At 67.5% G+C, this 22,339-nt stretch carries 19 protein-coding genes, 2 tRNA genes and 2 pseudogenes; 8 read left to right on the forward strand and 15 right to left on the reverse strand.

The annotated features are described in order from the left end of the window. The first annotated feature begins 191 nt into the window (after positions 1 to 191). Positions 192 to 1,895, forward strand: coding sequence for an MFS transporter (locus tag IRT45_RS10735; protein WP_194805721.1), 1,704 nt, complete (start codon positions 192 to 194; stop codon positions 1,893 to 1,895). Positions 1,896 to 2,093: 198 nt separating this feature from the next. Here IRT45_RS10735 and IRT45_RS37990 read toward each other — a convergent pair. The 4 genes and pseudogenes from IRT45_RS37990 to IRT45_RS10750 all read right to left on the reverse strand — a co-directional run. Beyond that, positions 2,094 to 2,300: pseudogene (locus IRT45_RS37990) on the reverse strand (beta-ketoacyl synthase N-terminal-like domain-containing protein); the annotation flags it as partial. Next, complete coding sequence (locus tag IRT45_RS37640; protein ID WP_305082304.1) at positions 2,243 to 2,479, reverse strand: hypothetical protein; 237 nt, start codon at positions 2,477 to 2,479, stop codon at positions 2,243 to 2,245. The gene IRT45_RS37640 and the pseudogene IRT45_RS37990, both read right to left, overlap by 58 nt. Before the next feature lie 85 nt (positions 2,480 to 2,564). Next, a pseudogene (locus tag IRT45_RS10745) lies at positions 2,565 to 2,843 on the reverse strand (TcmI family type II polyketide cyclase); the annotation flags it as partial. Between the two features lie 152 nt (positions 2,844 to 2,995). Then, positions 2,996 to 3,490, reverse strand: a complete 495-nt coding sequence (locus IRT45_RS10750) for a MarR family winged helix-turn-helix transcriptional regulator (RefSeq protein WP_194805722.1) — start codon at positions 3,488 to 3,490, stop codon at positions 2,996 to 2,998. A gap of 246 nt (positions 3,491 to 3,736) precedes the next feature. On the opposite strand from IRT45_RS10750, the gene IRT45_RS10755 reads away from it, so the two are divergent. Both IRT45_RS10755 and IRT45_RS10760 read left to right on the forward strand, forming a co-directional pair. Further along, positions 3,737 to 4,156: a nuclear transport factor 2 family protein gene (locus IRT45_RS10755; RefSeq protein ID WP_309240889.1), complete on the forward strand. Its 420-nt coding sequence runs from the start codon at positions 3,737 to 3,739 to the stop codon at positions 4,154 to 4,156. A gap of 34 nt (positions 4,157 to 4,190) precedes the next feature. Beyond that, complete coding sequence (locus IRT45_RS10760) at positions 4,191 to 4,859, forward strand: hemerythrin domain-containing protein (RefSeq protein WP_228534145.1); 669 nt, start codon at positions 4,191 to 4,193, stop codon at positions 4,857 to 4,859. 35 nt (positions 4,860 to 4,894) lie between these two features. Here the strand turns inward: IRT45_RS10760 and IRT45_RS10765 are convergent, their stop codons facing one another. From IRT45_RS10765 to IRT45_RS10775, 3 genes are all read right to left on the reverse strand, one after another. Continuing rightward, positions 4,895 to 5,176 (reverse strand): response regulator transcription factor, encoded by a 282-nt coding sequence (locus IRT45_RS10765; protein ID WP_309240900.1) that lies wholly within the window; start codon positions 5,174 to 5,176, stop codon positions 4,895 to 4,897. A 169-nt stretch (positions 5,177 to 5,345) separates the two neighbouring features. Then, positions 5,346 to 5,419 (reverse strand) — tRNA-Met (locus tag IRT45_RS10770). 68 nt (positions 5,420 to 5,487) lie between these two features. Beyond that, positions 5,488 to 7,191, reverse strand: a complete 1,704-nt coding sequence (locus tag IRT45_RS10775) for a hypothetical protein (protein WP_194805725.1) — start codon at positions 7,189 to 7,191, stop codon at positions 5,488 to 5,490. Positions 7,192 to 7,384: 193 nt separating this feature from the next. Here IRT45_RS10775 and IRT45_RS10780 point away from each other — a divergent pair, with 193 nt between their 5' ends. Beyond that, positions 7,385 to 8,200, forward strand: a complete 816-nt coding sequence (locus tag IRT45_RS10780) for an NADPH-dependent oxidoreductase (RefSeq protein WP_375540085.1) — start codon at positions 7,385 to 7,387, stop codon at positions 8,198 to 8,200. 58 nt (positions 8,201 to 8,258) lie between these two features. On the opposite strand, the gene IRT45_RS10785 is transcribed toward IRT45_RS10780, so the two are convergent. After that, positions 8,259 to 8,332, reverse strand: a tRNA-Met gene (locus IRT45_RS10785). 622 nt (positions 8,333 to 8,954) lie between these two features. Between IRT45_RS10785 and IRT45_RS10790 the strand changes: the two genes are divergently transcribed. Then, positions 8,955 to 9,494: a transglycosylase family protein gene (locus tag IRT45_RS10790; RefSeq protein WP_194805726.1), complete on the forward strand. Its 540-nt coding sequence runs from the start codon at positions 8,955 to 8,957 to the stop codon at positions 9,492 to 9,494. 92 nt (positions 9,495 to 9,586) lie between these two features. Here IRT45_RS10790 and IRT45_RS10795 read toward each other — a convergent pair whose 3' ends face one another. Continuing rightward, entirely contained in the window at positions 9,587 to 12,601 is a 3,015-nt protein-coding gene (locus IRT45_RS10795) for a UPF0182 family protein (RefSeq protein ID WP_194805727.1), read from the reverse strand. A 134-nt stretch (positions 12,602 to 12,735) separates the two neighbouring features. Here IRT45_RS10795 and IRT45_RS10800 point away from each other — a divergent pair, with 134 nt between their 5' ends. Further along, positions 12,736 to 13,383, forward strand: a complete 648-nt coding sequence (locus IRT45_RS10800) for a PPA1309 family protein (protein WP_228534147.1) — start codon at positions 12,736 to 12,738, stop codon at positions 13,381 to 13,383. On the opposite strand, the gene IRT45_RS10805 is transcribed toward IRT45_RS10800, so the two are convergent. Further along, on the reverse strand, positions 13,380 to 14,405 hold the full coding sequence (locus IRT45_RS10805) for a PDZ domain-containing protein (protein ID WP_194805729.1): 1,026 nt from the start codon (positions 14,403 to 14,405) through the stop codon (positions 13,380 to 13,382). The genes IRT45_RS10800 and IRT45_RS10805 overlap by 4 nt on opposite strands. A gap of 50 nt (positions 14,406 to 14,455) precedes the next feature. Here IRT45_RS10805 and IRT45_RS10810 point away from each other — a divergent pair, with 50 nt between their 5' ends. Next, positions 14,456 to 15,889 (forward strand): zinc-dependent metalloprotease, encoded by a 1,434-nt coding sequence (locus IRT45_RS10810; protein ID WP_194805730.1) that lies wholly within the window; start codon positions 14,456 to 14,458, stop codon positions 15,887 to 15,889. Positions 15,890 to 15,921: 32 nt separating this feature from the next. On the opposite strand, the gene IRT45_RS10815 is transcribed toward IRT45_RS10810, so the two are convergent. Beyond that, positions 15,922 to 16,908 (reverse strand): MaoC family dehydratase N-terminal domain-containing protein, encoded by a 987-nt coding sequence (locus IRT45_RS10815; protein ID WP_194805731.1) that lies wholly within the window; start codon positions 16,906 to 16,908, stop codon positions 15,922 to 15,924. A gap of 235 nt (positions 16,909 to 17,143) precedes the next feature. Here IRT45_RS10815 and IRT45_RS10820 point away from each other — a divergent pair, with 235 nt between their 5' ends. Continuing rightward, the gene (locus IRT45_RS10820) at positions 17,144 to 18,049 is read left to right on the forward strand and encodes a TOMM precursor leader peptide-binding protein (RefSeq protein WP_194805732.1); all 906 of its coding nucleotides are present in this window, start codon (positions 17,144 to 17,146) and stop codon (positions 18,047 to 18,049) included. A 125-nt stretch (positions 18,050 to 18,174) separates the two neighbouring features. Here the strand turns inward: IRT45_RS10820 and IRT45_RS36765 are convergent, their stop codons facing one another. From IRT45_RS36765 to IRT45_RS10845, 4 genes are read right to left on the reverse strand one after another with little or no spacing between them, the layout of a single operon-like run. Then, the gene (locus IRT45_RS36765) at positions 18,175 to 19,005 is read right to left on the reverse strand and encodes an NUDIX hydrolase (RefSeq protein ID WP_309240890.1); all 831 of its coding nucleotides are present in this window, start codon (positions 19,003 to 19,005) and stop codon (positions 18,175 to 18,177) included. A 9-nt stretch (positions 19,006 to 19,014) separates the two neighbouring features. After that, complete coding sequence (locus IRT45_RS10835; protein WP_194805733.1) at positions 19,015 to 20,277, reverse strand: adenylosuccinate synthetase; 1,263 nt, start codon at positions 20,275 to 20,277, stop codon at positions 19,015 to 19,017. Positions 20,278 to 20,313: 36 nt separating this feature from the next. Further along, positions 20,314 to 21,297, reverse strand: a complete 984-nt coding sequence (locus IRT45_RS10840) for a hypothetical protein (protein WP_228534148.1) — start codon at positions 21,295 to 21,297, stop codon at positions 20,314 to 20,316. A 5-nt stretch (positions 21,298 to 21,302) separates the two neighbouring features. Beyond that, positions 21,303 to 22,319 (reverse strand): hypothetical protein, encoded by a 1,017-nt coding sequence (locus IRT45_RS10845; RefSeq protein ID WP_194805734.1) that lies wholly within the window; start codon positions 22,317 to 22,319, stop codon positions 21,303 to 21,305. Positions 22,320 to 22,339 lie beyond the last annotated feature (20 nt).

Raw genomic sequence — 22,339 nt, forward strand, 5'->3', positions numbered from 1 at the left:
CCAGGCGTGGACCCGCATGGTGGCCGGGCGCGGCACGACACCAGCGGGCCGCCCGGAGATCCGGCCGCCACTCGAGCCTGCGAGGCAGCCCAACTACGACCCATCAGTGATTGCACGGTTGCTTGATAAGCACACTAGGTGCATAGTTTGAGGATCCGTTCCACTCTCCGTTCGAAAACGACGAGGTTACGATGACTCTTCCCCTCTCGACCGCCGACTCCTCCCCGCCGGACGCACGTCGCTGGATTGCCTTCGCCGTAGTGCTCGCCGCCGGATTCATGGATCTACTCGACGTCACGATCGTCAACGTGGCGCTACCGAGCCTGCAGACCGATCTGAAGGCCGAGTATTCGCAGCTGGCCTGGATCGTCGCGGCATACGTGGTGTCTTTCGCAGCCGTGCTGATCACCGGCGGGCGTCTTGGCGATATCTACGGGCGCAAACGCATCTTCCTGGTCGGTATGGTCGGCTTCACGCTGGCCTCGCTCGCCTGCGGCATCAGCACCAGCCCCTCGATGCTCATCGGATCGCGGTTCGTCCAAGGCGTATTCGCCGCCCTGATGGTGCCTCAGATTCTGGCCACCATTCGGGTCACGTTCCCGAAAGATGAACGCGGCAAGGCGATCGCACTGTACGGCGGAGTCTCCGGATCGGCCTCCGCGGTCGGCCTGTCACTGGGCGGCCTGCTGGTCCAGGCCGATCTGTTCGGCCTGAGCTGGCGTCCGATCTTCCTCGTCAACGTTCCGGTCGGCGTCATCGCGCTGGTCGCGGCGGCCGCGGTGATGCGGGATTCGCGTTCAGCGGCCGCACCTCGGCTGGACGTCCTCGGCATGGTGCTCGCGATCACGGCCGTGCTGCTGCTCGTCTACCCGCTCACCGAAGGGCGGCGACTGCACTGGCCTGCTTGGACATTCGCGATGATGGCGGCGGCGGCAGTGGTCTTCGTGGCCTTCATCGCCTACGAACGGTGGCGCACCCGCACGTCCGGCTCGCCGCTGATCGACCTCGCACTCTTCCGCTCGCGCCCGTTCACCGTCGGGCTCGTCGCCTGGATGCTGTTCTGGATCGGCTTCGGCGGCTTCTTCCTCGTGTGGACGCTGTTCATGCAGGAGGGCCTGGGCTGGACGCCCATGCGGGCCGGACTGACCGCGGTGTTCTTCGCCGTCGGCGCCGGTATGGGAGCGGGACTCTCGGCCAACACGCTGGCACCGAAATTCGGCAGACGCGTGCTCGTCGCCGGTGGCCTGGTCACCATTACGGGGCTTTACCTCTACAGCGTGATGACGGCGCACTACGAAGGCGCGTTCGCCTCGTGGCAGATGATTTTCCCGCTCGTCGTCACCGGCCTGGGGTTCGGAGCGGTGCTGGCGCCCACCATCGACCTGCTGCTCGGTCAAGTGCCCGCGCACGAGGCGGGCAGCGCGTCGGGAGTACTCAGCGCCGCACAGCAATTGGGCTTGGCACTCGGGGTCGCATTGGTCGGCGTCGTATTCTTCACCCAGTTGGACCACGATTCGGCGCGCGGAACCGACGCGGTGACTCCCCAGGCTCGAGCCGAGCTGGCCGCACAGGGATTACCCGAGTCCGCGCAGGACACCATCCTGGCGAATTTCCGGGCGTGCGTTACGGACCGGTCGGCGCAGGTAGATCCGACCGCGGTACCGGAGAGCTGCCGCGTCGCCCCGGCTAAGGTCACTCCGGCTGTGGCACAGACGCTTTCGGACGCGGGCAAGCGAGCCAACACGGTGAATTTCGCCCATACCTTCGCCTACACGCTGTGGTTCGGAGTGGCGCTCATGGTGCTGGTGAGTATCGGCTTCCTCGCGCTGCCCAAGGATGCCCGCACGGAACACCACGAACTCGACGAGCCGGACGACGAACTGGTCCGAGTGTGATCGCATCGGCCGCCGCGGCGGACCACCGTGATGCCGGGACCCGGCGGCGAGCTCGAAGCCGACCCCGCGCACCGACACGATCCAGTCGCTGGTGGCGTATCCCGCGATCTCCGCGTAGCTGTGCGCGCCGCGCCGCCGGGCCGACTCCCGCTCCTCCAGAACGAACATCGCCGCAGCCTCACCGAGCACGAACCCGTTGCGCGTCGCGTCGAACGGGCGGGAGGCGCGATGGGGATCCCCGTAGCGCGGGGTTGTCACCTTGATCGCGTCGAAGCACGCCATCGTGATCGGTGAGATCGGCGCATCGGAGGAGCCGGCCACCATGACGTCGACGGAGCCTTCCGGGGTCAGTTCCACGGCATAACCGACGGAGTCGATTCCCGAGGTGCACCCCGTCGACACCACCGCGCATTGTCCCTGTGCACCGACCGTCGTGCGACCTCGGCAGCGAAAGAACTCGGCACCAGATAGCTGTAGAGGTTCGGCACGGCATAGCGGTGGTCGACGAGGTGGAGCGGGCCGCCGTCGCTGACCACCCGGTACTCCGTGTCGAGACCCATGGTGGCGCCGACCGCGGTGCTCATGGTGACGCCGAGCCGGAAGGGTCGTGGCCGTCCGGTTCGATTCCGCCGCCGACCAGGCTTGTTCGATCCGCTCGCCACCGTCCGCCGACACGAAGTCCCGCAGATGAAAGTAGAGCCCCCGGTAATAGAACAGCTGACGGCGGCGAGTGCCCATCAGAGGCTGCATCTCGGACCGGTCGAATTCCGCGAACACGTCGGCAACGGCGGAACTCGATGTCGGATCCACTTTCGCCACGATCAGTGTGCTGTGCATTGACAATCTCCTTCTTCCCGCCCCCACCCATGCGAAAATGCCTGCAATGCAGCCTGATTCGGCCCGAGGGGATTCTGCGACAAAGAATCTGCGAATTCGCATGTCAATCATGATCGAGCGGATACCGGTATTGGGGCGCCACCGGTCAGAGGTGCGTAAATTCTCTCTTGCCAGCACCGGTGCCGCATCGCCGCCGGAACAGCGAGCTGGACCAGCGCCGGACGGACCACCGGCCGGGCGACGGCATCCGCGCGGGACGCGAATCAGCAGGTCGGCCCCATACCGCGGCTGAGGCCGGGATGCACCCCCGGGGCGAGGCCGGCGCCGGCGACCACCTTGTCCAGCAGCTCGTGTAGGACGGCTTGCTCGTGGGGTTCCAGCGGCTCTTGGATGCTGTCGTCCAGTTCGCGAACGATCGGCTCGACCCGTAACAGCATCTCCTGCCCGGCGGGCAGCAGATGCACAGCATGCGCGCGCCGGTCGGCAGGGTGGCGACGCCGCTCCACGAAACCGCGCTTCTCCAGATCGTCCACGAGTCCGACCATCACGTTGCGATGAATTCGCAGCGTGTCGCACAGCTGCTGTTGCGACTGACCGTCGTTTGCCTGCAACAGCTTCAAGGTGCTGAAGTGGCGCGGGCCGATTCCCAACGGCGCCAGCGCGTCGCCGAACCGATACGCGATGTGAAAGCCCAGCTGTCCGATCAAGAAGGAAGTCCGCTCGGACAGCGGGGGAAACGACGTATCACCCTCGGTCACGATCCCAGCATACCCCCGAGTGGGTCCCTTCGGTGATTGCCCGGTTGCCTGATAAGCACTTTAGGTGCATAGTTTGCGAGTCGCCGTATGCCGAGCGCGGATCGGGCCCGTCACATGCCCGCGACGCGGACGCACGGGTGCGGCGACCGATGTGAGGGGGCAGGACCAGCCGCGCCACGGCACGAGCCGGCGGAGGGTCCCGTGGGCGAACGTCGTCGCCCCCACCGACCTGCGAGGAGCGATGGAGTGACGACGGTTGTCAGCCGGGGCGAGCTGTACGCGGAGGTACAGCAGTTCTACGCCGACCAGATGCGGCGACTGGACGATCGAGACTTCACCGCCTTCGCGGAGACCTTCGTAGCAGACGGCGAGCTCGTACATGCCGGCCCACAGCCGCCCGCCCGCACTCGGGCGGACATAGTCGCGGTTCTCACCGCCGACGCCGAGAGTTGCGCCGGCGATCCGATGCGGTGCCGCCACCGGTTCAACACGATGAGCCTGCGCCCGCAGGAAGACGGCACCATCGCTTCCACCGCGTACGCCAACGTCTTTCGGAACCGCCCCGGCACCGAGCCGCGGATCGAGATGAGCTGCGTGGTCCACGACGTGCTCGTCCGCATCGACAGCGAGCTCCGCAACCGGTCCCGGCGAATCGTGCCGGACTGATCGGCCGACCGACTATTCCAGGTCAGGAGAACCTATGGATACCAACGATATGCACGCGCAAGCCCGGCGAAACAGGAGCAGCGGGGCCGTGGGCGACGTCGACTTCACGATGATGTACGCCGCGCACGACGCCTTTCGGCGCGACTTGCAGCGGATGACCCGCGCTGTCGCCGCCGGGAAGGCGGACGACCCCGCCGTCCGAGCCGGGTGGCAGACCTTCGAGAATCAGCTGGTCAACCATCACAACGCGGAAGACCAGGCGATCTGGCCGCAGCTGCGCGATCGTGTGCGCGAACCGGGCGAGGCGGCCGTCCTCGATCAGATGGAGGCCGAGCACGCCCGTATCGATCCACTGCTCGCCGCGATCGATGACGCCCTCGCCCACCACCGGCCCAACCTGGCCGCACTGGTGGACGACGCCGACCGGATACTCCGTGAACACATGGATCACGAGGAAGACAGCGCCCTTCCGCTGATCGCGCAGCACCTGGGATCGAAAGGCTGGAATCGGTTCCAGAGCTACATTCGCCGCGAGTACGGGCTGAGTGGGGCCGCCGAATTCCTGCCGTGGATTCTCGACGGCTTGCCGAGCATCGAGCGCGCTGCGGTGCTGCGGCAGTTGCCGGCTCCGGCCCGGCTTCTGTACCGCCGGGTCTTCGAGCCTCGCTATGCCCGGGCCGGACGCTGGGGCGGCTTCGCCTGACCGGCGAGCAACGAATCCACGATCGCGACGGGCCCCTACGCCGTTTTCATGGCACCGTCACCGACGAACCGAAAGCCGATGCCGCGCACCGTCGTTATCCACTCACCGCCGCCCAATTTCCGGCGCAGTGTGTTGACGTGGGTATCGAGGGTGCGGCTGGGCCACGAACCGTCCCAAATCTGCTCCATGAGGGCACTGCGGGTGACCATTTGGCGGGGTTTGGAAGCGAGCATCACCAGCAGGTCGAACTCTTTCCTGCTGGTCTCGATCGGCCTTCCGTTCAGTGAGACGCGGCACGATGTCGCAACACGATTGATTCCGCTCCGCTTCTACCCATCCGAGCGGCAGAAACACATTGCGGCACCGCATGACTGCGATATCTACGACATTCGGGTTGTTCACAAATGCGTACCGGTTCCGCCGGCGCATGTCCTGCTGAACGAAAAACGGTCCCGGAACCAGTGGTTCCGGGACCGCACTCCCTAGTAGCGGGGACAGGATTTGAACCTGCGACCTCTGGGTTATGAGCCCAGCGAGCTACCGAGCTGCTCCACCCCGCGTCGGTATGTCCAACCCTACGCAACCGTCCGGAGAAAACCAAAACGCCTGGTGGCGGCGTATGGATCGCTCATTCCGCGGCGAATTCGGCGAGTCCCGCCGAGACCGCTTCCGGTCGGCCGCCGTTCTGCGTGGCCGCGGCGGTGAGTACGTCGATGTGGTTGTAGCCGGGCAGTTCGGTGACCCGGTCGCGCGGATTGCCGGAATCGGCGACCGGGATGCCGCCGCTGCCGCGGAAGGTGCGGATCGGGTTGCGGTTCACCCCGTCCAGATGAATGTGGTTGTGCGCGAACGACGGTGCCGAGGTCTGTTGCAGGTCGACCGCGAGCCGGCTCGGAAAATACCATTCGGTGAAGTCGAGGGGCGGCTCGCAGAGGCTGCGGGCCAGTTCGTGAATGGAGCTCACCTCGTTGTCCGGACCGGTGTAGGGCGCGGCTTCGGGGGACGTCAACGCCGCGACGTCGTCGTAGTCCGCCCAGCGATAGACCGTATTCGGGTCGTAGACCGTGGGAGACGCCTTCGGGGCGTCGCCGAACATCCGCAGCGCCAGGGGGCTGCGTGCCACCGCGTCGGGAACCGGAAAGGTCTTGGGTCCCACGGGTCCGCCGGTGACGAATCCGAGGCTGGCCTGCAGGAAACCCAACGGCTGCGAATTGTCGTCGAGGATCGCGCCGAGGACCGCGTCGTTGGTCGCGGTCAGCTTGCGCACGTCCGGATTCCCGGTGGCGAACATCGCCGCGTTCTGTGACAGCAGGGTCCGCAACGTCCAGGTGATGTTCGGATTGTCGGGCAGGCGATCGACCAGATCGTTCACGCCGTCGGGGCGCAGCCGCGCCGCGAGTCCGGCCAGCGCGAGCAGGTTGGTGGTTTCCGGGTTGATGACGGCGGGCAGTCGCAGGACCGGAAGCGTCGTATCCAGTTGCCACGAAACGGATTCCACCGGCGCGGCGACAGCGGGCGGCAGGTCGGGCAACTCGACACCGCGCAGGCTCAGGCCCGCCGCGATGGTGGTGTCGAGCGCGAAATAACCGGAGCACTGGTTGTATCCCGCGTCGTCGGTGGTGGCCGGGTTGCCGTCGACATCCCACTCCGCGAAATATCCGGTGATGAACCCGCCCAGCGAATGTCCGCCACACAGCACCTTCTGCTGGCGCACTCGCTGATCCGGGAATTCGGCGCGCAGTACGTCGTATTCGTCGCGCAGCGTCTGCGCGAGCCCCTGATCGCGCAACCATGCCGTCTCCGCGCCGTCGGCGAATCCCGCGAATCGCCGGCCGTCCACCTCGGCGTCGTGGAAGTAGTAGTCCGTCGCGGTGTCGAAGGAACCGGTCCGCAGCGCGGCCTGGACGCCGGTGTGGTCCTCGAGGCAGTTCGAGCGCCGGTCCAGAGCCCAGAACTCGATGTGCCGTCCGCCGGCGGCAGCCTGGGCGACGGTATTGCGGGCCACGCTGTCGAAGGCGCCGGCTCCCTCGAAGATGCCGGGTTGCGCCACCAGTACGCGGTCGGCATCGGCGGCGTCCGCCGGCCCGTCGGCCGAGCGCCACCGCAGATAGGACAGGGTGTCGCAGGCCGCTGGATGCGGCGGGCTGTCCGGCGGCAGCGGCGCCGCGAGGGTGACCACCGACGAGACGACGGAGCTCACCGGCGACGAGGTCGAATAGACCGATTCCCAGCGCCCCGGCGGCTCGGCACGCGCGGCCGTCACCGAGGAGACACTCGCGACGGCCACCAGCGCAACCGTCCACGCGGACAAGCTGTTTCGCCGAAACCGCATCCGCCCATCCTTCCGCCGATCGCGGTCATCGAACCGCACCGCACGAACGACGCCCCCCGGTTCGGGCCGAAATCCGGAATATGTCACAAAAACGGCGAGGCGGCCTGGGTGTACGTCACAACCACGGCGGTCCATCGGCGCACGGTGATCGCAACGATGGAGCTCGCCCGCCGCGCGACGCCACACTGTCCGGGTGACGACGACGAACCTGCATCCCGTGCGCGGCCGCTACCGCGATCCGGAGCTGACCTCCCTGGCGCGGACCAACTCGGTGATCGAGTTGCAGCTCGCGCACCGGTCGGTGCGCGCCTTCCTCGACGAGCCCGTGGGTGAGGAGGAGCTGACCGCGATCGTCGCGGCGGCACAGTCGGCGTCGACCTCGTCGAATCTGCAGGCGTGGAGCGTCGTCGCGGTGCGGGATCCGGCGCGCCGCGATCGACTGGCGACGCTGGCGGGCGATCAGGATTTCATCCGCCGCGCGCCGCTGTTTCTGGTGTGGCTGGCCGACCTGGGCCGGATCGCCCGGCTCGCGGCGGCCCGCCAGGCGACGGTCGACGCGACCGAATACCTCGAGTCCACGATCCTCGGTTTCGTGGATACGTCCCTCGCGGCGCAGAACGCGGTGATCGCCGCCGAATCACTGGGTCTGGGCACGGTCTTCGTGGGCGGTATCCGCAACAACCCCGACGGCATCGCCGCCGAGTTGAATCTGCCGGACCGAGTGTTCGCCGCCTTCGGACTGGCGGTCGGTGTCCCCGATCCGGCCGAATCCGCCGGTGTGAAACCGCGACTGCCGCAACGCGCGGTCCTGCATCACGACGTCTACGACGCCGCCGGGGATGCCGTGATCGACGATTACGACACCCGGCTGGCCGAATACAACGCCGAACACGGTCGCTCGATCGGCTGGATCGCCACCGTACTCCACCGCCTGGCCGACCGCGACAGTCTCAAAGGCCGGCACCGCCTGCGAGAACATCTGCGGAGTCAGGGTTTTCCGTCGATATAAGCACTGCTGAACACGAAAAAGGTCCCGGAACCTTCTGGTTCCGGGACCTCTTCACTAGTAGCGGGGACAGGATTTGAACCTGCGACCTCTGGGTTATGAGCCCAGCGAGCTACCGAGCTGCTCCACCCCGCGTCGGTGAACACAACATTACACACGAGTCGACAGACGTAGCAAATCCGGTGGTCAGCGCCGGTTTCGACGAGCCCCGACGCGATCTTCGCCGTCGGCCGCCACAGCGTCGCGCAAGCGAAATTCGGTCGGCCACGCTCGCGGATCGCATCGACACCGCCCACCGGCCGCCGAAATCTCACACGCGACGCTCGAATCGGACGAACCGGCGACTCGGTAGGGAAGCCTCGCAACACCCGAATGAGAAGAACTCGTGTGGGAAACGCGCGCGTTTCCACAAAACATGCCTGAAAAACGTGACCCGGCCCACTATTTTCGCGTGATTCACCGCACATAACTGCCACATAACGAACGACAGGAATGTCCGAACACTGCATAGCCAACCTGCATCAACGCCCGGATCGGGTTATTCGCTTCATGCAATTGTCTCTGTTATCAAGACGTGATCTGTCGAGATCTTTTCGTTATGGTCGATCGCGGCCCGGAGCGAACCCGTGATGGGCATCCAGACCCGAACCGTTGCACACCGGCAAGCCTGCCCCGCGGTTCGGGGATCCCCGACCTCCTGGGGGCAGGGACGCGGCAGACCATCGCCGGGCCGGCGGGCGCAGGGAGGGACACCACCATGAACAAGAACCGGAAGATCAGCAGTCGCGCCCTCGGCTTCGCCGCCGTCGCCGGCGCCCTTGTTGCCGTCCCGTTCGCAGCTTCCACCACTGCTTCGGCTGCGCCCGCCCACGACTGGGACGGTGTCGCGCAGTGCGAGAGCGGCGGCAACTGGAATATCAACACCGGCAACGGCTACTACGGCGGCCTGCAGTTCACGCAGTCCACCTGGAACGCCAACGGTGGCAGCGGCTCGCCGCAGAACGCGAGCAAGGAAGAGCAGATCCGCGTCGCGGAGAACGTGCTGCAGACCCAGGGCCCCGGCGCCTGGCCGGTGTGCGGTCAGTACCTGCGCTACGCGCCCGCCGAGGAGACTCAGCCGGCGCCGGCCCCGCAGCCCGAGCCGACCGCTCCGGTGCAGCTGCCGAACGATCGCCAGGACTTGATCAACAAGGCCACCGACGCCGGTAAGCAGGCCGCGCAGCAGTTCGGTGTGGGCGAGCAGTTCCAGCAGGTCCTCGACCAGAACAGCGGTCTGATCGACTCCCTGGGCCGCTGAGCCCGAGCGCGGCAGTTCCGCGCACGCCCGCAGAGATGCCAACGGCGCCCCGGATGTACCGGGGCGCCGTTGTCGTCGATCACCGGCCGCCGCTAACCCCCGGCCTTGTTGTAAGCGTCGATGGCCTTCTGCAGGCCTTCCAGCGCCTTGCCCAGCTGCCCGAGGTCACCGGACTTCTGCGCGTCCTCGACTCCCTTCAGGGCGTCGTTGAGCTCCTTGACCGCGGCGTCCTTGCCCGCCGACCCGGTCGCGGGTGGCGGCGCCGTCGTCGAGGGCGGCGGAGTGTTCTGGTTCGACGGTGGTGGTGAGGTACTGCCCTGCTGGCCGGGCGGGTTGATCGCCGCCTGCCCGGGCTGCTGCGTCGTCGCGGCGCCCAATCCGTCCTGGACGTCGTTGAGGGCATCACCCAGCGTGGATTGGTAGCCCACCTTGTCGCCGTAGGAGGCCAGGACCTTCACCAGCTGTGGGAACGACGCCGTGGTCGGTCCGCTGTTGCGCTCCAGGTACCAGGGTTCGACGTAGAGGATGCCGCCCTCGCCGATGGGCAGGGTGAGCAGATTTCCGTATTTGATCTTGTTGGTGTTGCCACCGGTCAGCAATGTCCGATCGTTCGAGACCCGGGCATCGGTGGTCATCGACGTCTGGACCTGTTGCGGGCCCGGCGTCTGCGAATCCGTCGGCAGCTTGAGCACCGTGAACTTGCCGTAGTTCTCCGGATCCGCCGCGACCTGGATGTAGGCCGCGAGGAACTGGCGTTTGAAGCCGACCATCGCACTGGTCAGATTGAACTGAGGGCGGCCGGTTTTCGGATCGCCGATCAGCACGTAGTACGGCGGCTGATGCGCGTTGGTCGGGGTGTCGGAGGTCGGATCGTTCGGGACCGACCAGAACGCGTTGTTGGTGAAGAACTCACGCGGATCGTTGACGTGGTAGCGCGCCAACATCTCGCGCTGCACCTTGAACAGATCCTCCGGATACCGGAAGTGCGCACGCAGCTCCGGCGAGATCTCGCTCTGCGGCTTCACCGAGTTCGGGAACACCCCACGCCAGGCGTTGAGCACCGGATCGGTGGGATCCACGTCGTAGAGGTTGACCGTGCCGTCGTAGGCGTCGACCGTGGCCTTGACCGAATTGCGGATGTAGCTGACTTCCTTGCGCGGCAGCGTGCGACCGGTGTTCTGGTCGATGCTGTCCTCGACCACGCCTTCCAGCGAGGTGCGTTGGGCGTAGGGGAAGTTGTCCAGCGTGGTATAGGCGTCGACGATCCACAGGATGCGCCCGTTCACCACCGCCGGATACATATCGCCGTCGGTGGTCAGCCACGGTGCCACCTGCTGCACGCGGCTGCGCGGATCGCGGTTGTAGATGATCTTCGAATCCGAGCCGATGGCGCCGGAGAACAGGATGTTGCGTTCGGCGTACTTGGCGGCGAAGGCGAGCCGGTTGAACCAGTTGCCGATCGGCACACCGCCCTTGCCGGTGTAGGTGTACTGATCGGTGCCGGTGTCGTATTCGCGCGGCGGCTGGTTGTTCCCGCCCACGATCGCGTAGTCGGCATCGGATTTCGAGATCATCTCGCCGTAGTAGATGCGCGGCTGATCGACCGGGATGGCCTGCTTGTCCTTGGGCGTGAACAGATCGCTCACCGTCGACTTGTCGCCGACGTTGAAGACCGGATATCCGTACCCGCCGCTGGAGCTGCTGGTGCCGGCGCCGGTGGCGGCCTGCTGAGTTTCCTTGGGCGGGGCCACGTTCACCCGGTTCGCCGGGGACGCGACGAAGCCGTCACCGTGGGTGTAGACGGTGTGCTTGTTGATCCAGTCGGTCTGGTTACCGGACAGGTTCTGCGGCACCAGTTCGCGAGCCGCGACGATGTAGTCCTGTTTCTCGCCGTTGATGGTGTAGCGGTCGATGTCCAGCGGGTCCGGGAAGCCGTAGAAGTTCTGCAGCTGCTGACGCTGGATGAAGGTCTGGGTCAGCAGATTCGGATCCAGCAGCCGGATGTTGCCGATGGTCTGCTGATCGGCCGGAATCGATCCCGGATCCTTGGTCTGCGAACCCTTGTAGTCGACGTAGGAGACCTTGTCGTCGGTGAGCCCGTAGGCCTGCCGGGTCGCCGTGATGTTGCGTTCGATATAGGTCGCTTCCTTGGTGGCGGCGTTCGGGCGCACCTCGAACTGCTCGACCACCAGCGGCCACACCGCGCCGACCAGGATCGACGACAGCAACAGCAGGGCGGCCGCCATCGCGGGCACGCGCAGATCGCGCAGCACCACACCGGCGAAGAACGCGACGGCGCAGATGATCGCGATCGACATCAGGATCAGCTTGGCCGGCAGCACCGCGTTGATATCGGTGTAGGAACCACCGGTGAAGGTGGGCTCCTTGCGGGTGCTCGACAGCAGCGAGTACCGGTCGAACCAGTAGGCGACCGCCTTCAGCACCACGAACGTGCCCGCGATCAGCGCGAGCTGGATGCGGGCCGGGCGGGTCAGCGTGCCCTCACGACCGGACAGCCGCAGCCCGCCGAAGATGTAGTGCGTGACGAGATTCGCGAAGAACGCGATCACCACCGCCACGAACAGCCAGTTCAGCAGCAGCTTGTAGAACGGCAGATCGAAGGCGTAGAAACCGACGTCGATGTGGAACTGCGGATCCTTGATCCCGAACGAGCCGCCGTGCAGGAACAGCTGCACCGTGACCCAGCTCGACTGCGCGACCAGCCCCGACAGCAGGCCGACCAGCACCGGGATGCCGATGCCGAACAGCCGCAACCGGCCCATCACGGTGGTGCGATAGCGCGCGATCGGATCGCTGGGACCGGACACCGGGACGAAGACCGGGCGCGTTCGATAGGCGGCCAGCAGCGCCAGCCAGACCAGGGCCCCGACCGCGACCGCGACGATGAGGAACAACAGGAGCCGGGTGACGAGCACCGTGGTGAACACCTGGCGGAAGCCGACCTCGCCGAACCACAACCAGTTGGTGTACGCGTCGGTCAACCGCGGGCCGACCAGCAGTAACGCCGCAATCACGAGCGCGGTGATCAGCAATATCCGGCTGCGTCGAGACAGCGAAGGTAAGCCTGTCGGGGGGCGCATGCCCACGATGCCACTCTCCCAGATCCGGCGGCGTACCGAAGCGATTGTCGGCCGATACACCGCAGTCCGATGATGCGTATGGTCCCTGCGGACCGTCTCTCGCGCCCCACTCTACGTAAAACGGGTCGGCTTGGATCGCGATGGCTCCGGTATGCCGTGGCGGGGACGCGGGCGCTCGCGCTGGACGTACAGTGTCGGCCGTGACTGTGGACAATCCCTCCTCCGCCCTGTACCGCTGCATCCGGGACGTGGCCGAGTTCGCCGACACCGAGGGCTGGGATCAGCCACCGCAGTTGTTCGCGCTGGTGCCGACCGCCGACCTGGTGGCCGCCGAGCCGACGCTCGAGGATCAGCTCGACGACGGGGCCGCCTTGACTCCCATTGCCCAGGAACCGCTTCCCGACGATCTGAGCGGCGATTCGATGGCCCTCGACGAATTCCTCGCCACCACCAGCTGGCCGCCCGCCGTCGAGGGGGTGGTGCTGGTGCAGCAGATCGTGGTGCTGCCGCCGAACGCCGAACGCACGCTCGACGAGGCCATCGCACCGCTGCTGGCCGATCGCGACGCCGCAGACCGCGCCGGTCGCGACGCCGCGCAGACTCATCCCGAGCGCCGCGACGCGCGGCTCTACGCCGGTGTGCTGCGCGACGGAGTCTCGTTGTGCCTGTTGCAGTTACGCCCCGAAGAGGACGAGGCGTTCCCCGATCTGGATCTGCGCACCGCGCCGAACCTGGCCCCCAACCTGATCGACGCGCTGCGCCACACGCTCGAGAACGAGCCGGACTAACCGCAACTGGGGGCGGGACGCCCGGCGTTGACGTCGTCGAGCGACTGCACCGCGCTGGACAACGTGTCGACCTTCACCAGTTTGAGGCCGTCCGGGGTGCGCTGGCGAGCCTCGTTGCAGTTGTCGGCGGGGACCAGGAAGGTCTCCGCACCGGCGTCGCGGGCCGCGATCATCTTGTACTGGATACCGCCGATCGGGCCGACCTTGCCCTGCGGATCGATGGTTCCGGTGCCGGCGACGAACCGTCCGCCGTTGAGCTCGCCGGGGCTGAGCTTGTCGACCAGGGCCAGGCTGAACATCAGACCGGCCGACGGGCCGCCGATATCGGCGAGATTGAAATCGACCTGCAGCGGACCGGCGGGCACCTCCTGCGGGGTGACGCCGAGGTAGGCCTTGTTCGAATCGTCCGGGCGCGCACCGAGTTTCACCTCGACCGTCTGTTCCACGCCGCCGCGGCGGATCACCATCGGGATCGTCGTGCCCGGGGCGGCGCCCTGCACCGCGTCGATCACGTCCTTGGAGGTCGTGATCGGTTTCCCGTTCACGCTCACCAGTTCGTCACCCTTCTGCAGCACCGCTTTGGCCGGGCCGTCGTCGGCCACCACGCGCACCTGAACCTTGGTCGGATACTTCAGGAAGTTCAGCGCCGCCAGTTCGGCGTTGTCCTCGGATTCCTTGAAATCGGCCTGGTTGGACTTGTCCACCTGGTCGCGGGAAACGCCGGGCGGGTAGACCTCGGCCCGCGGCACCAGGCCGTAGCGGCCGTCCACCCATAAGCCCATCGCCTCGAATATATTCAGCCCGTCGCGAACGGACACCGTCGTCATGTTGAGGTGTCCGGAGGTCGGATCCACCGCGGCGCCCTGCACCGCGACGACCTGCTTGCCCTCCACCTCGCCGAGGGTATTGAAGGTGGGACCAGGGCCGAGAGCGACGAACGGCACCGTCACCGCACTGCCCACCACACCGAGGACGAGCACGGGCACCAGAGCCGCTATCAAGGTGATGATCCGACGATTCACCCGGCCCACAGTAGCGGCTCCACGATCACCATCCGCGTAGCCTTGGGGGCATGAGCGACGTGCCCTTCGGATTCTCGAACCGCGACGACGATCCCGACCGCGACAAGCGTGACGATCAGGCCGGTTCCGGAGCGAACAACCCCTTCGCCTTCGGCATGGGGTCTTCGGGCGCGGCCGGATTCGATCCCGCGGCCTTCGGGCAGATGCTGACCTCGCTCGGGCAGATGTTCTCCACCATGAGCCAGCCGGGCGGCCAGGCGAGTCCGGTCAACTACGACGTCGCCAAGCGGCTGGCCCGCCAGCAACTCGGATCGACGGTCGCGCCGATCACCGATGGTGCGCAGCGCGCCGTCAGCGATGCCGCGCACCTGGCCGAACTGTGGTTGGACGCGGCGACCACCCTGCCCGCCGGGGCCACCAGGACGGTCGCGTGGTCGCCTAACGATTGGATCGAGCAGACGCTGCCGACCTGGAAGCGGCTGTGTGATCCGGTCGCCGAGCAGGTCTCGGGTATGTGGAGTTCGACACTGCCGGAGGAGGCCAAGCAGTTCGCCGGGCCGATGCTCGGCATGCTCGGGCAGATGGGCGGTCTGGCCTTCGGCTCGCAACTCGGGCAGGCGCTGGGACAGCTCGCACAGGAGGTACTGACTTCCACCGATATCGGGCTGCCGCTGGGTCCGGCCGGAACCGCGGCGCTGCTGCCGAGCGCGATCAGCGAATTCAGCAAGGGCCTGGAGCTTCCCGAAAGCGAGATCCTGGTCTATCTGGCCGCTCGCGAGGCCGCCCACCAGCGGCTGTTCGCCCATGTGCCGTGGCTGCGGCAGCAGGTTCTGGGCGCGGTCGAGGATTACGCGCGTGGCATCCGGATGGACTTCTCCGCGATCGAGGAGGCCGCGCAGAACATCGATCCGATGTCGCTGACCGATCCGTCGAAACTCGAGGAACTGCTGTCGCAGGGCACCTTCGAACCGCAGACCACCCCCGAGCAGAAGGCCGCGCTGGAGCGGTTGGAAACGCTGCTGGCGCTGATCGAGGGCTGGGTTCAGGTCGTGGTGGCCGAGGCCGTCGGCGACCGGCTGCCCGGTGCGGGTGCGCTGGCCGAGACGCTGCGGCGCCGCCGCGCCACCGGAGGACCGGCCGAGCAGACCTTCGCCACCCTGGTCGGCTTGGAGTTGCGTCCGCGCAAGCTGCGGGAGGCCGCCACGCTGTGGCAGCGGCTGACCACCGACGCAGGGATGTCGGCCCGCGACGCGGTGTGGGCGCATCCGGACCTGCTGCCCAGTTCCGAGGATCTCGACAAGCCGAGCGGCTTCATCGACGGTGTGATCGGTGGCGGCGCCAACGTTTTCGACGATCCGCTGGCACAGCTGGCCGAGACCGAGGCGCGCGAACGCCGCGAAGGCGCTGCGGCGCAACAGGAACGGCCGAACGAGGACTCCGACGGCGACACCGATGACGAGCGCGGCGAGAACGAGGACCGCTAGCCGGCGGCGTCACCGAGTCCGGTCGGCGCGGTTCAGCCCAGTCGCGCCTCGGCGGTCGCGTAGCCGAACAGCTTGCGCCCCTTAGACAATGCGTCGACCACGACGGTCACCGTGCGGCGCCGCGAACTGAGCCAGCCGACCTGGCCACCGAACAGGATCGACGCCGGAGCGTCGGAGTCGACCGGCAGATAGTGCATCTTGGGCGCGTACTGCACCCGCAGTTTGGTCAGTGCGGTCGGATCGCCGAGCCAGCGGCCGAGGTAGCCGGCGACCAGGCCGAGCGTCAGCATGCCGGGTACCGCCCCCGTCGCGACGCCGGACCGCCGCGGATCCACGACGTCGGCGTGACGCAGCACATCGTCGGCCGCGACCGTGACGGTGTCGGCGGGCAGATCCGCGCCGACCGCCAGCGGGCCGAGATCGACGATCGGGCGCGGTAGCGGCGGTTGGATCCGGTCCCGCTGCGGCGTGCGCAGCCGCCGTTGCGCCGGGACCGGTTCCAGATCGTGCGGCCGCTGGGGCGCCCCGGATCGCGCACGCGCACAGGTTCCGGGCTGGGTGTGCACCAGCAGGGTGGAGGAGCCGCTCGTCACGACCTGACCGTCGTCGTCGCGCAACAGGGTGGTCACCGAGACCACGTCGTAGTCGCGGTAGTGGCGGAAGGATTCGAATCCGATATCGCAGCTGATGCGGTCGCCGGCCAACAGCGGGCGCACGATTTCCAGCGTGCGGTCGGCATGCACGACGCATCCGCTGTGAAAACCCGGTACGAGTGCGTCCAGCGTCCGTTCCTCGGCGCGCATCCACACCGTGGTGGCGAAGGTCGGCGGGGCCACCAGGGCATCGAATCCGCGTGCGGCGGCGGCGCGTTCGTCGCAGTGGATGGGGTCGGTGGCGCCTATCGCCCGGGCGTACTCGCGAATCGTGGCCGCGGCGATCGGCCGATCGCCGCGGGTTCGAAACCGATGTTCGCCGTGCGGCGACGCCACCGGTGGCACGTCGAGGGATGCGCTGACCATATTGCTCCTTTAACCGACCCGAATCGACCCGATTGTCGGCCGCCGGTGGCCGGGCGTTAGCACTCTCTGCGCCGGTCTGGAAAATTCACGGCGAGTCGTCGGCGAGTTTTGTGAAACGATGCGTTCACAGTGATGCTGCGACATCATCCGAAGCACCCTGTGGATAACACCGAACCTGTGGATAACCAGCAGTTTTCCCGCGGGTGTGTCTCGGCCCGCCGACAATACTGACCCCATGACGTTGTCACACGCACGTGGACCGATGTTGCATCCGCGGGTGGCGGTTCTGCGCCGGCCCTCGGGTGCGGTGCAATTGGGATGGGACCCCGAACGCGCGGTACTCCTGCACCCGCCCGCCGTCGACACCGATGCGGTCGTCGCGTTCGTCCGGCTGCTCGACGGTCTGCACAGCCATCCCCAGCTCCTGTGGGAGGCCGGGCAACTCGGCCTCGGTGGCGTGGCCTTGGAACTGTTACGAGATATCGACGCGGCCGGACTGCTGGTCCGGCCGCGGGCTCGCCGCACTCGGATACGGACGGTGCATGTACACGGCCGCGGCCCCCTGGCGGATTCGCTGCACAGCGGTATCCGGCAACTGGGCATCACCCCGACGAGGTCGAGCGAATATCGCAGCGGCGCAACGGATTCGCTGCCGGCCTCCGATCTGGTGATTCTCACCGACGCGCTGGTCCCGGCGCCGGAGCTGGTCAGCATGCTGCTGGTGCGCCGAATCCCGCACCTGCAGGTGCGCATCCGCGACGGGCACGGCGTGATCGGGCCGCTGGTACTGCCCGGCGGCACCAGCTGTCTGCGCTGCGCCGATCTGACCCGCACCGAATTCGACGCCGAATGGCCGCATCTGGCGGCGCAGCTGCTCGGCCGGACCGGCTACGCCTCCCCCGCCACCATTGCCGCCACCGCGGCCCTGACATTGCGCGAAATCGAATCGATCATCGAGGACGCCGCCGACGACCCGCCCCGAACCCTGGACACCACACTGGAATTGGATCCGCATACCAGGCGCATCGCCCGGCGTCGCTGGACCCCGCACGCGGACTGCGCCTGCCGCCGAATCGCAGCCACGGCGGCCGAAGCGCCGGACGAGGATCGCACGGCCTCCGTCGCCGGAGGACAGGTATGAGCGCGGCGAGGGTAGCGCGCGCGGTGACTCGGGCAGTGATGAGGCCGTACCTCGATGATGTGGTGGCTGTCGCGCACGAGGGCCGAGTCGTCGTCGCGGCCGCGAGGTGGGTGAGTGTCGTCGGCTCAGCGCTCGCCGGACGACGCGCCGGTGAAGGACCAGACGGCCGCGGGTCGTCCGGTGGCCTTGGTTCGCAGTCGTTCCCCGGTGCGGGTGAGTCCCGGGATCGCGGCCAGGGTGCGGTTGAGGTTGCCCGGGTCGGGACGAGTACCGGACAGCGCGGTGGCGAGGGTTACCGCGCGGGTCGCGGGGAAGTGCTCGCCGATCAGCGCCCGGGTGAAAGCGAGATCCTTCCACAGCATCTCGGCGAGTCGTTCCCGGGCGACCTCGACGATCATGGTGTGGTCGAAGGCCAGCGGCGGGACGTCGTCGAACGGAACCCACCGGACACCGAAAGGGCCTGCAGCGCTGCCGGTTCCACTATCGCCCGGTCCCTCGGCACCGCCGGAACCATCGCCGCTCGTCTGCTCGGCACCGGCGGAAGAATCGCCGCCGGCCCGCTCGACGATGCCGGACCCCCCGCCGTCCGATTGCTCGAAACCGGCCGGATCATCGGTTCTCGACTGCTCGGCATCGGTGGGTGCTGCCGGGTGCCCCAGAACCGCCCACATCGCGATCGAGAGCGTCGGACCGCGTGGATCGCGATTCGGCTCGTCGAAAGTGACCAGTTGCCCGACAGCGAGGATCGCATCGTCGGGCACACCCAGTTTGCCGTGTACCGCGCGACGGGCCGCCGCCGCGAGCCGCTCACCGCGGCCGAGCAGCACACCGGGCAGGGCGAGTTCGCCGGCGAACGGATCCCACTGCCGGGGCGCCACTGCGAAGGTGACGGTCGTGTCGTCGGCGCCGAATCGAAGCGCGACGACATCGAGCGATACGGCGGATTGCTGCTCCACGGCGAACCATCATGCCGCAGCCGCGACCCGGGCCACACGATCGGCACGATCGGGCCCGTGCCCGGCCAGCACCACGGGCGCGCCCAGCCGGCGTCCCAGGAATTCCGGAACATCCGCCGGCAGCGGTACGAGATCCGGGGTGCTGTGGGCGACGAGCCCGGTCAGCCACCGCTGATGGTCCAGATCCCGCCAGGGACCGCAGTCGAGCCGGTCCCGATATCCGTCCGGGGCGAAATACCCTGCGGCGGTGCGCATATCGTCGCGACCCGCCACGAGGTCCAGATGGTTGACGGCGAGCGCGTCGATTCCCCCGCACGCGTCCACGGCGTAGCGCAGCAGGATCGGATCCAGATGCCCGACACGGAAGACGCCCTGATACGGGCCGGTGACGTTGTGCGGCTCCGGGATCGACAGTTCCGCATCCTCGGTCGGAAAGGGGCCCGCGCCGTGGCGAGTCTGGTACGCGCGTGTCACTCCGAGTATTACGCCCGGTTCCCCGATACGCGCCAGCATGGCGCGGGCATGGCGGGGCTCCACCGTCGACCAGGTGGTATAGGGATGCAGGCCCCGCCATTCGTCGAGCAGCACGCCCTGGGCGCCCTCGAAGATCAGCCGGCCCGCGGCGGCGAACACCGCGAGTTGCTCACCCGGCACCAGCGCCACCGACCGCGCGAATTCCGTATAGGCCCCGACCAGGGCGTCGATCGGTTCGTAGCCGTGCCGCCCGCTTGCCAGCAGCGGTGCGAAGTGCTGCTCCAGCGCGATCAGCTTGCGGCGCAGGATATCCGGAGTGCGACAGTCCCGGACCCGGGGCGCATCGTGCTCGAGGGCGTAGCGCACGGTCTCCCCGATACCCATCCCGCAGGAACCGTGGCGGGCGGCACCCCGCGCATCCTCCCGGCAGCGGTTGGCGGCGCCGTGGATCGGAGTGGTCAGCAACGCCCGCTCGTCGACGAAGATCGATCCCAGCGGATCGGCCACACCCAGCGCGGTCAGCGCTTCGGCCTCGGCGGCCAGGGCGATCGGATCCACGAGCACATGCCGCGACAGCACTGTCGGCACGCCCGACAGCGTGCCCGATCCGAACTGCCGGAAGGTGTGCCGCCGGCCGTCGGCGAGTACGGTGTGCGCGGCCTGCGCGCCGCCGTTGAAACGTACGACGGCCGCGACGTCCAGGCCGGCCTGTGGCGAGCACAGCCAATCCACGGTGGCGCCCTTCCCGGCGTCGCCGAATCCCAGATCGACCACGATCACATGCCGGTCGCCGAACATGGTGATATCCCTTCGCTTTTCGGATCGGATTCGCGGTCAGAACCGGACATCGTCGTCGCCCGGCGTCGCCGCCGGCAGCGCGCCCGCGACGCGACGACCGGCGGGAGTACCGATCGGCGCCAGTGCCTTACCGACGACGTCGGCGGCGTCGGCGGACCCGATATCGCGCAGATCGGCCAGCCCGGTGCCCAGATCGACGCGGTCCTCGCCGATGCCGATGGTCAGCGCGATGAGTTCGCACACCGCTGCCGGATCGTCCAGGCGCAGGACCCGTTCCCCGAGCACTCCCCGCCAGTGCTCGGAGATCTCCGGGTCGGTGTAGTAATGGGATTGATTCGGCAGGATGTAGTACACATGCCACCGATCGGCCAGCTCGCGGTAGATCGAGGGGACCGAAATGTCGTGGGGCACATCGTCGCCGATCACCCGGCGCACGTGCCCGGCGGCGAGGCGCGGCTTGTTCAGCTCGTCGCCCACGATGAACAGATACCCCTTACGTCCGCGTTTGTCCCACGCATCGGTCGCCGTGTGCCGAGCCATGAAATACGCGGCCAGCTCATAGCTTTCGGATTTCTGTCCGCCACCGCCGCCTTCGAGCAGAATCAGCCGCAACTGTTCGTCCATGCGATTGTCGGATTCGAACTGTCCGATCTGCAGTGGCACCCGATCGCAGTCGGCATCGCCGATCCCGCCGAACAGAATCTGCGGATCCTCGGCGTACCCCTTGCGCTGCAGCAGCCCGTGCAGGGTAGCCAGCTTCTCCTGCATGATGCGCGGGACCCGCCCCATCGACCCGGTCACGTCGAACAGCACCGCGATCGGCAGCGAGGCCCCGTGCTCGGCGGAGTCGCGCGATTCACGCGCTCCGACGCCGAAGGGATCGAGCAGCGGATGCGCGACCCACTCCGTATAGGGCTTGGCCCGCATGTCGGCGGTGTAGCCGAAGTCGTCGAGTCCGCGGGCGGCGCGGAAGGTGCGGGCGGCGTCGTAGGCGCTGTCGTCCCACTGTCCGTATCCCATGGTGATCACTGTCCTTTCGGTAGTTCGAACGGCCGGAAGCGGCGGGCGCCGTACAGCCGGTCGAGCAGGTCGTCGAATTCGTCGAGCAGGCTGCGGGCGTCGGGCCGCAGCCTCGGCGCCGATTGCAGACATCCCTCGGCGAAGGCGCGCATGGGCGCGGGCGCGCGGTCGCCGAGCATGGTGAGCAGCAGCCGGTGGGCCAGATACACATCGGTGCGCGGGCAGACCCCGGTCCCGGTTTCGGGCGGATAGTCGATCGAGGCCGGTGTGGCCGCGGGCACCCGCCCGGGCCGGGTCGCGAACGACCAGCCGACCAGGACCACCCCGTGCAGCCGAGGATGGATGAGTACGTTCTCCGCCGAGACCGCGGTGTGCACCCAGTGCGCGGTCGCCGCACCGGCCAGGCAGCGCAGCAGCCGCCGGTGCATCCAGGCGTAGTCGCGCGGGTCGAGCCCTCCCGGAAAGGCGGCGCGCACCTGGGCCAGCGTCACGAACCCGTCGGTCAGCGCGTCGAGCACGTTGATCGAGCGAACCTCGCCGGAGTCGGTATCGGTGTGGTCGACGGTGTCGATCAGGCGCGGAAAGTACGGCGCCAGCCACTCGTGCTCCGCGGTGAGCGCGGCGATGTCCGTCAACGCGTTCCGCTCGTTCGCCAGCAGCGAATTCGCGACCGGACGCCGTGCGATCTTCACCACTGCGGCCGAATCGGTGCGGTACACATCCGCGACGGAACCGCGGGCGTGCATCGCGCCGAGGCGATACGGGCCCCGCACGCCACACACCTCGAAGGCCTGCCCGGACGCGAGCCAGCTCCGGTACAGCCCGCCGAGGCGGACGAAGGCCGCGGTGGCCCGCTCGGCCTCGGCGGCGGGCACCCGATCCGGGTGCAGCGCGGCGGCCAGCCGCAGATACGTCCGATGCGCGCTGCGGCGAGCGGCGGAATCCGTTGTCGCCGCGCCGAACAGATCTTCCGGGCGTCGCACCTCCCGGATGGCCGCCGCGGCCTCTCGCGTTGTGGTCATAGTTTTAGTCTATACGACTA

It is taken from the genome of Nocardia sp. BSTN01 (genome assembly GCF_015354405.1).
Lineage (GTDB): Bacteria > Actinomycetota > Actinomycetes > Mycobacteriales > Mycobacteriaceae > Nocardia.

Excerpts from the sequence above, each read along its gene's own strand:
- IRT45_RS10735 (WP_194805721.1), top strand. The coding sequence starts at position 192 with ATGACTCTTCCCCTCTCGACCGCCGACTCCTCCCCGCCGGACGCACGT.
- IRT45_RS37640 (WP_305082304.1), bottom strand. The coding sequence starts at position 2,479 with ATGAGCACCGCGGTCGGCGCCACCATGGGTCTCGACACGGAGTACCGG.
- IRT45_RS10760 (WP_228534145.1), top strand. The coding sequence starts at position 4,191 with ATGGATACCAACGATATGCACGCGCAAGCCCGGCGAAACAGGAGCAGC.
- IRT45_RS10775 (WP_194805725.1), bottom strand. The coding sequence starts at position 7,191 with ATGCGGTTTCGGCGAAACAGCTTGTCCGCGTGGACGGTTGCGCTGGTG.
- IRT45_RS10790 (WP_194805726.1), top strand. The coding sequence starts at position 8,955 with ATGAACAAGAACCGGAAGATCAGCAGTCGCGCCCTCGGCTTCGCCGCC.
- IRT45_RS10800 (WP_228534147.1), top strand. The coding sequence starts at position 12,736 with ATGGCTCCGGTATGCCGTGGCGGGGACGCGGGCGCTCGCGCTGGACGT.
- IRT45_RS10810 (WP_194805730.1), top strand. The coding sequence starts at position 14,456 with ATGAGCGACGTGCCCTTCGGATTCTCGAACCGCGACGACGATCCCGAC.
- IRT45_RS10815 (WP_194805731.1), bottom strand. The coding sequence starts at position 16,908 with ATGGTCAGCGCATCCCTCGACGTGCCACCGGTGGCGTCGCCGCACGGC.
- IRT45_RS10820 (WP_194805732.1), top strand. The coding sequence starts at position 17,144 with ATGACGTTGTCACACGCACGTGGACCGATGTTGCATCCGCGGGTGGCG.
- IRT45_RS10835 (WP_194805733.1), bottom strand. The coding sequence starts at position 20,277 with ATGTTCGGCGACCGGCATGTGATCGTGGTCGATCTGGGATTCGGCGAC.
- IRT45_RS10840 (WP_228534148.1), bottom strand. The coding sequence starts at position 21,297 with ATGGGATACGGACAGTGGGACGACAGCGCCTACGACGCCGCCCGCACC.
- IRT45_RS10845 (WP_194805734.1), bottom strand. The coding sequence starts at position 22,319 with ATGACCACAACGCGAGAGGCCGCGGCGGCCATCCGGGAGGTGCGACGC.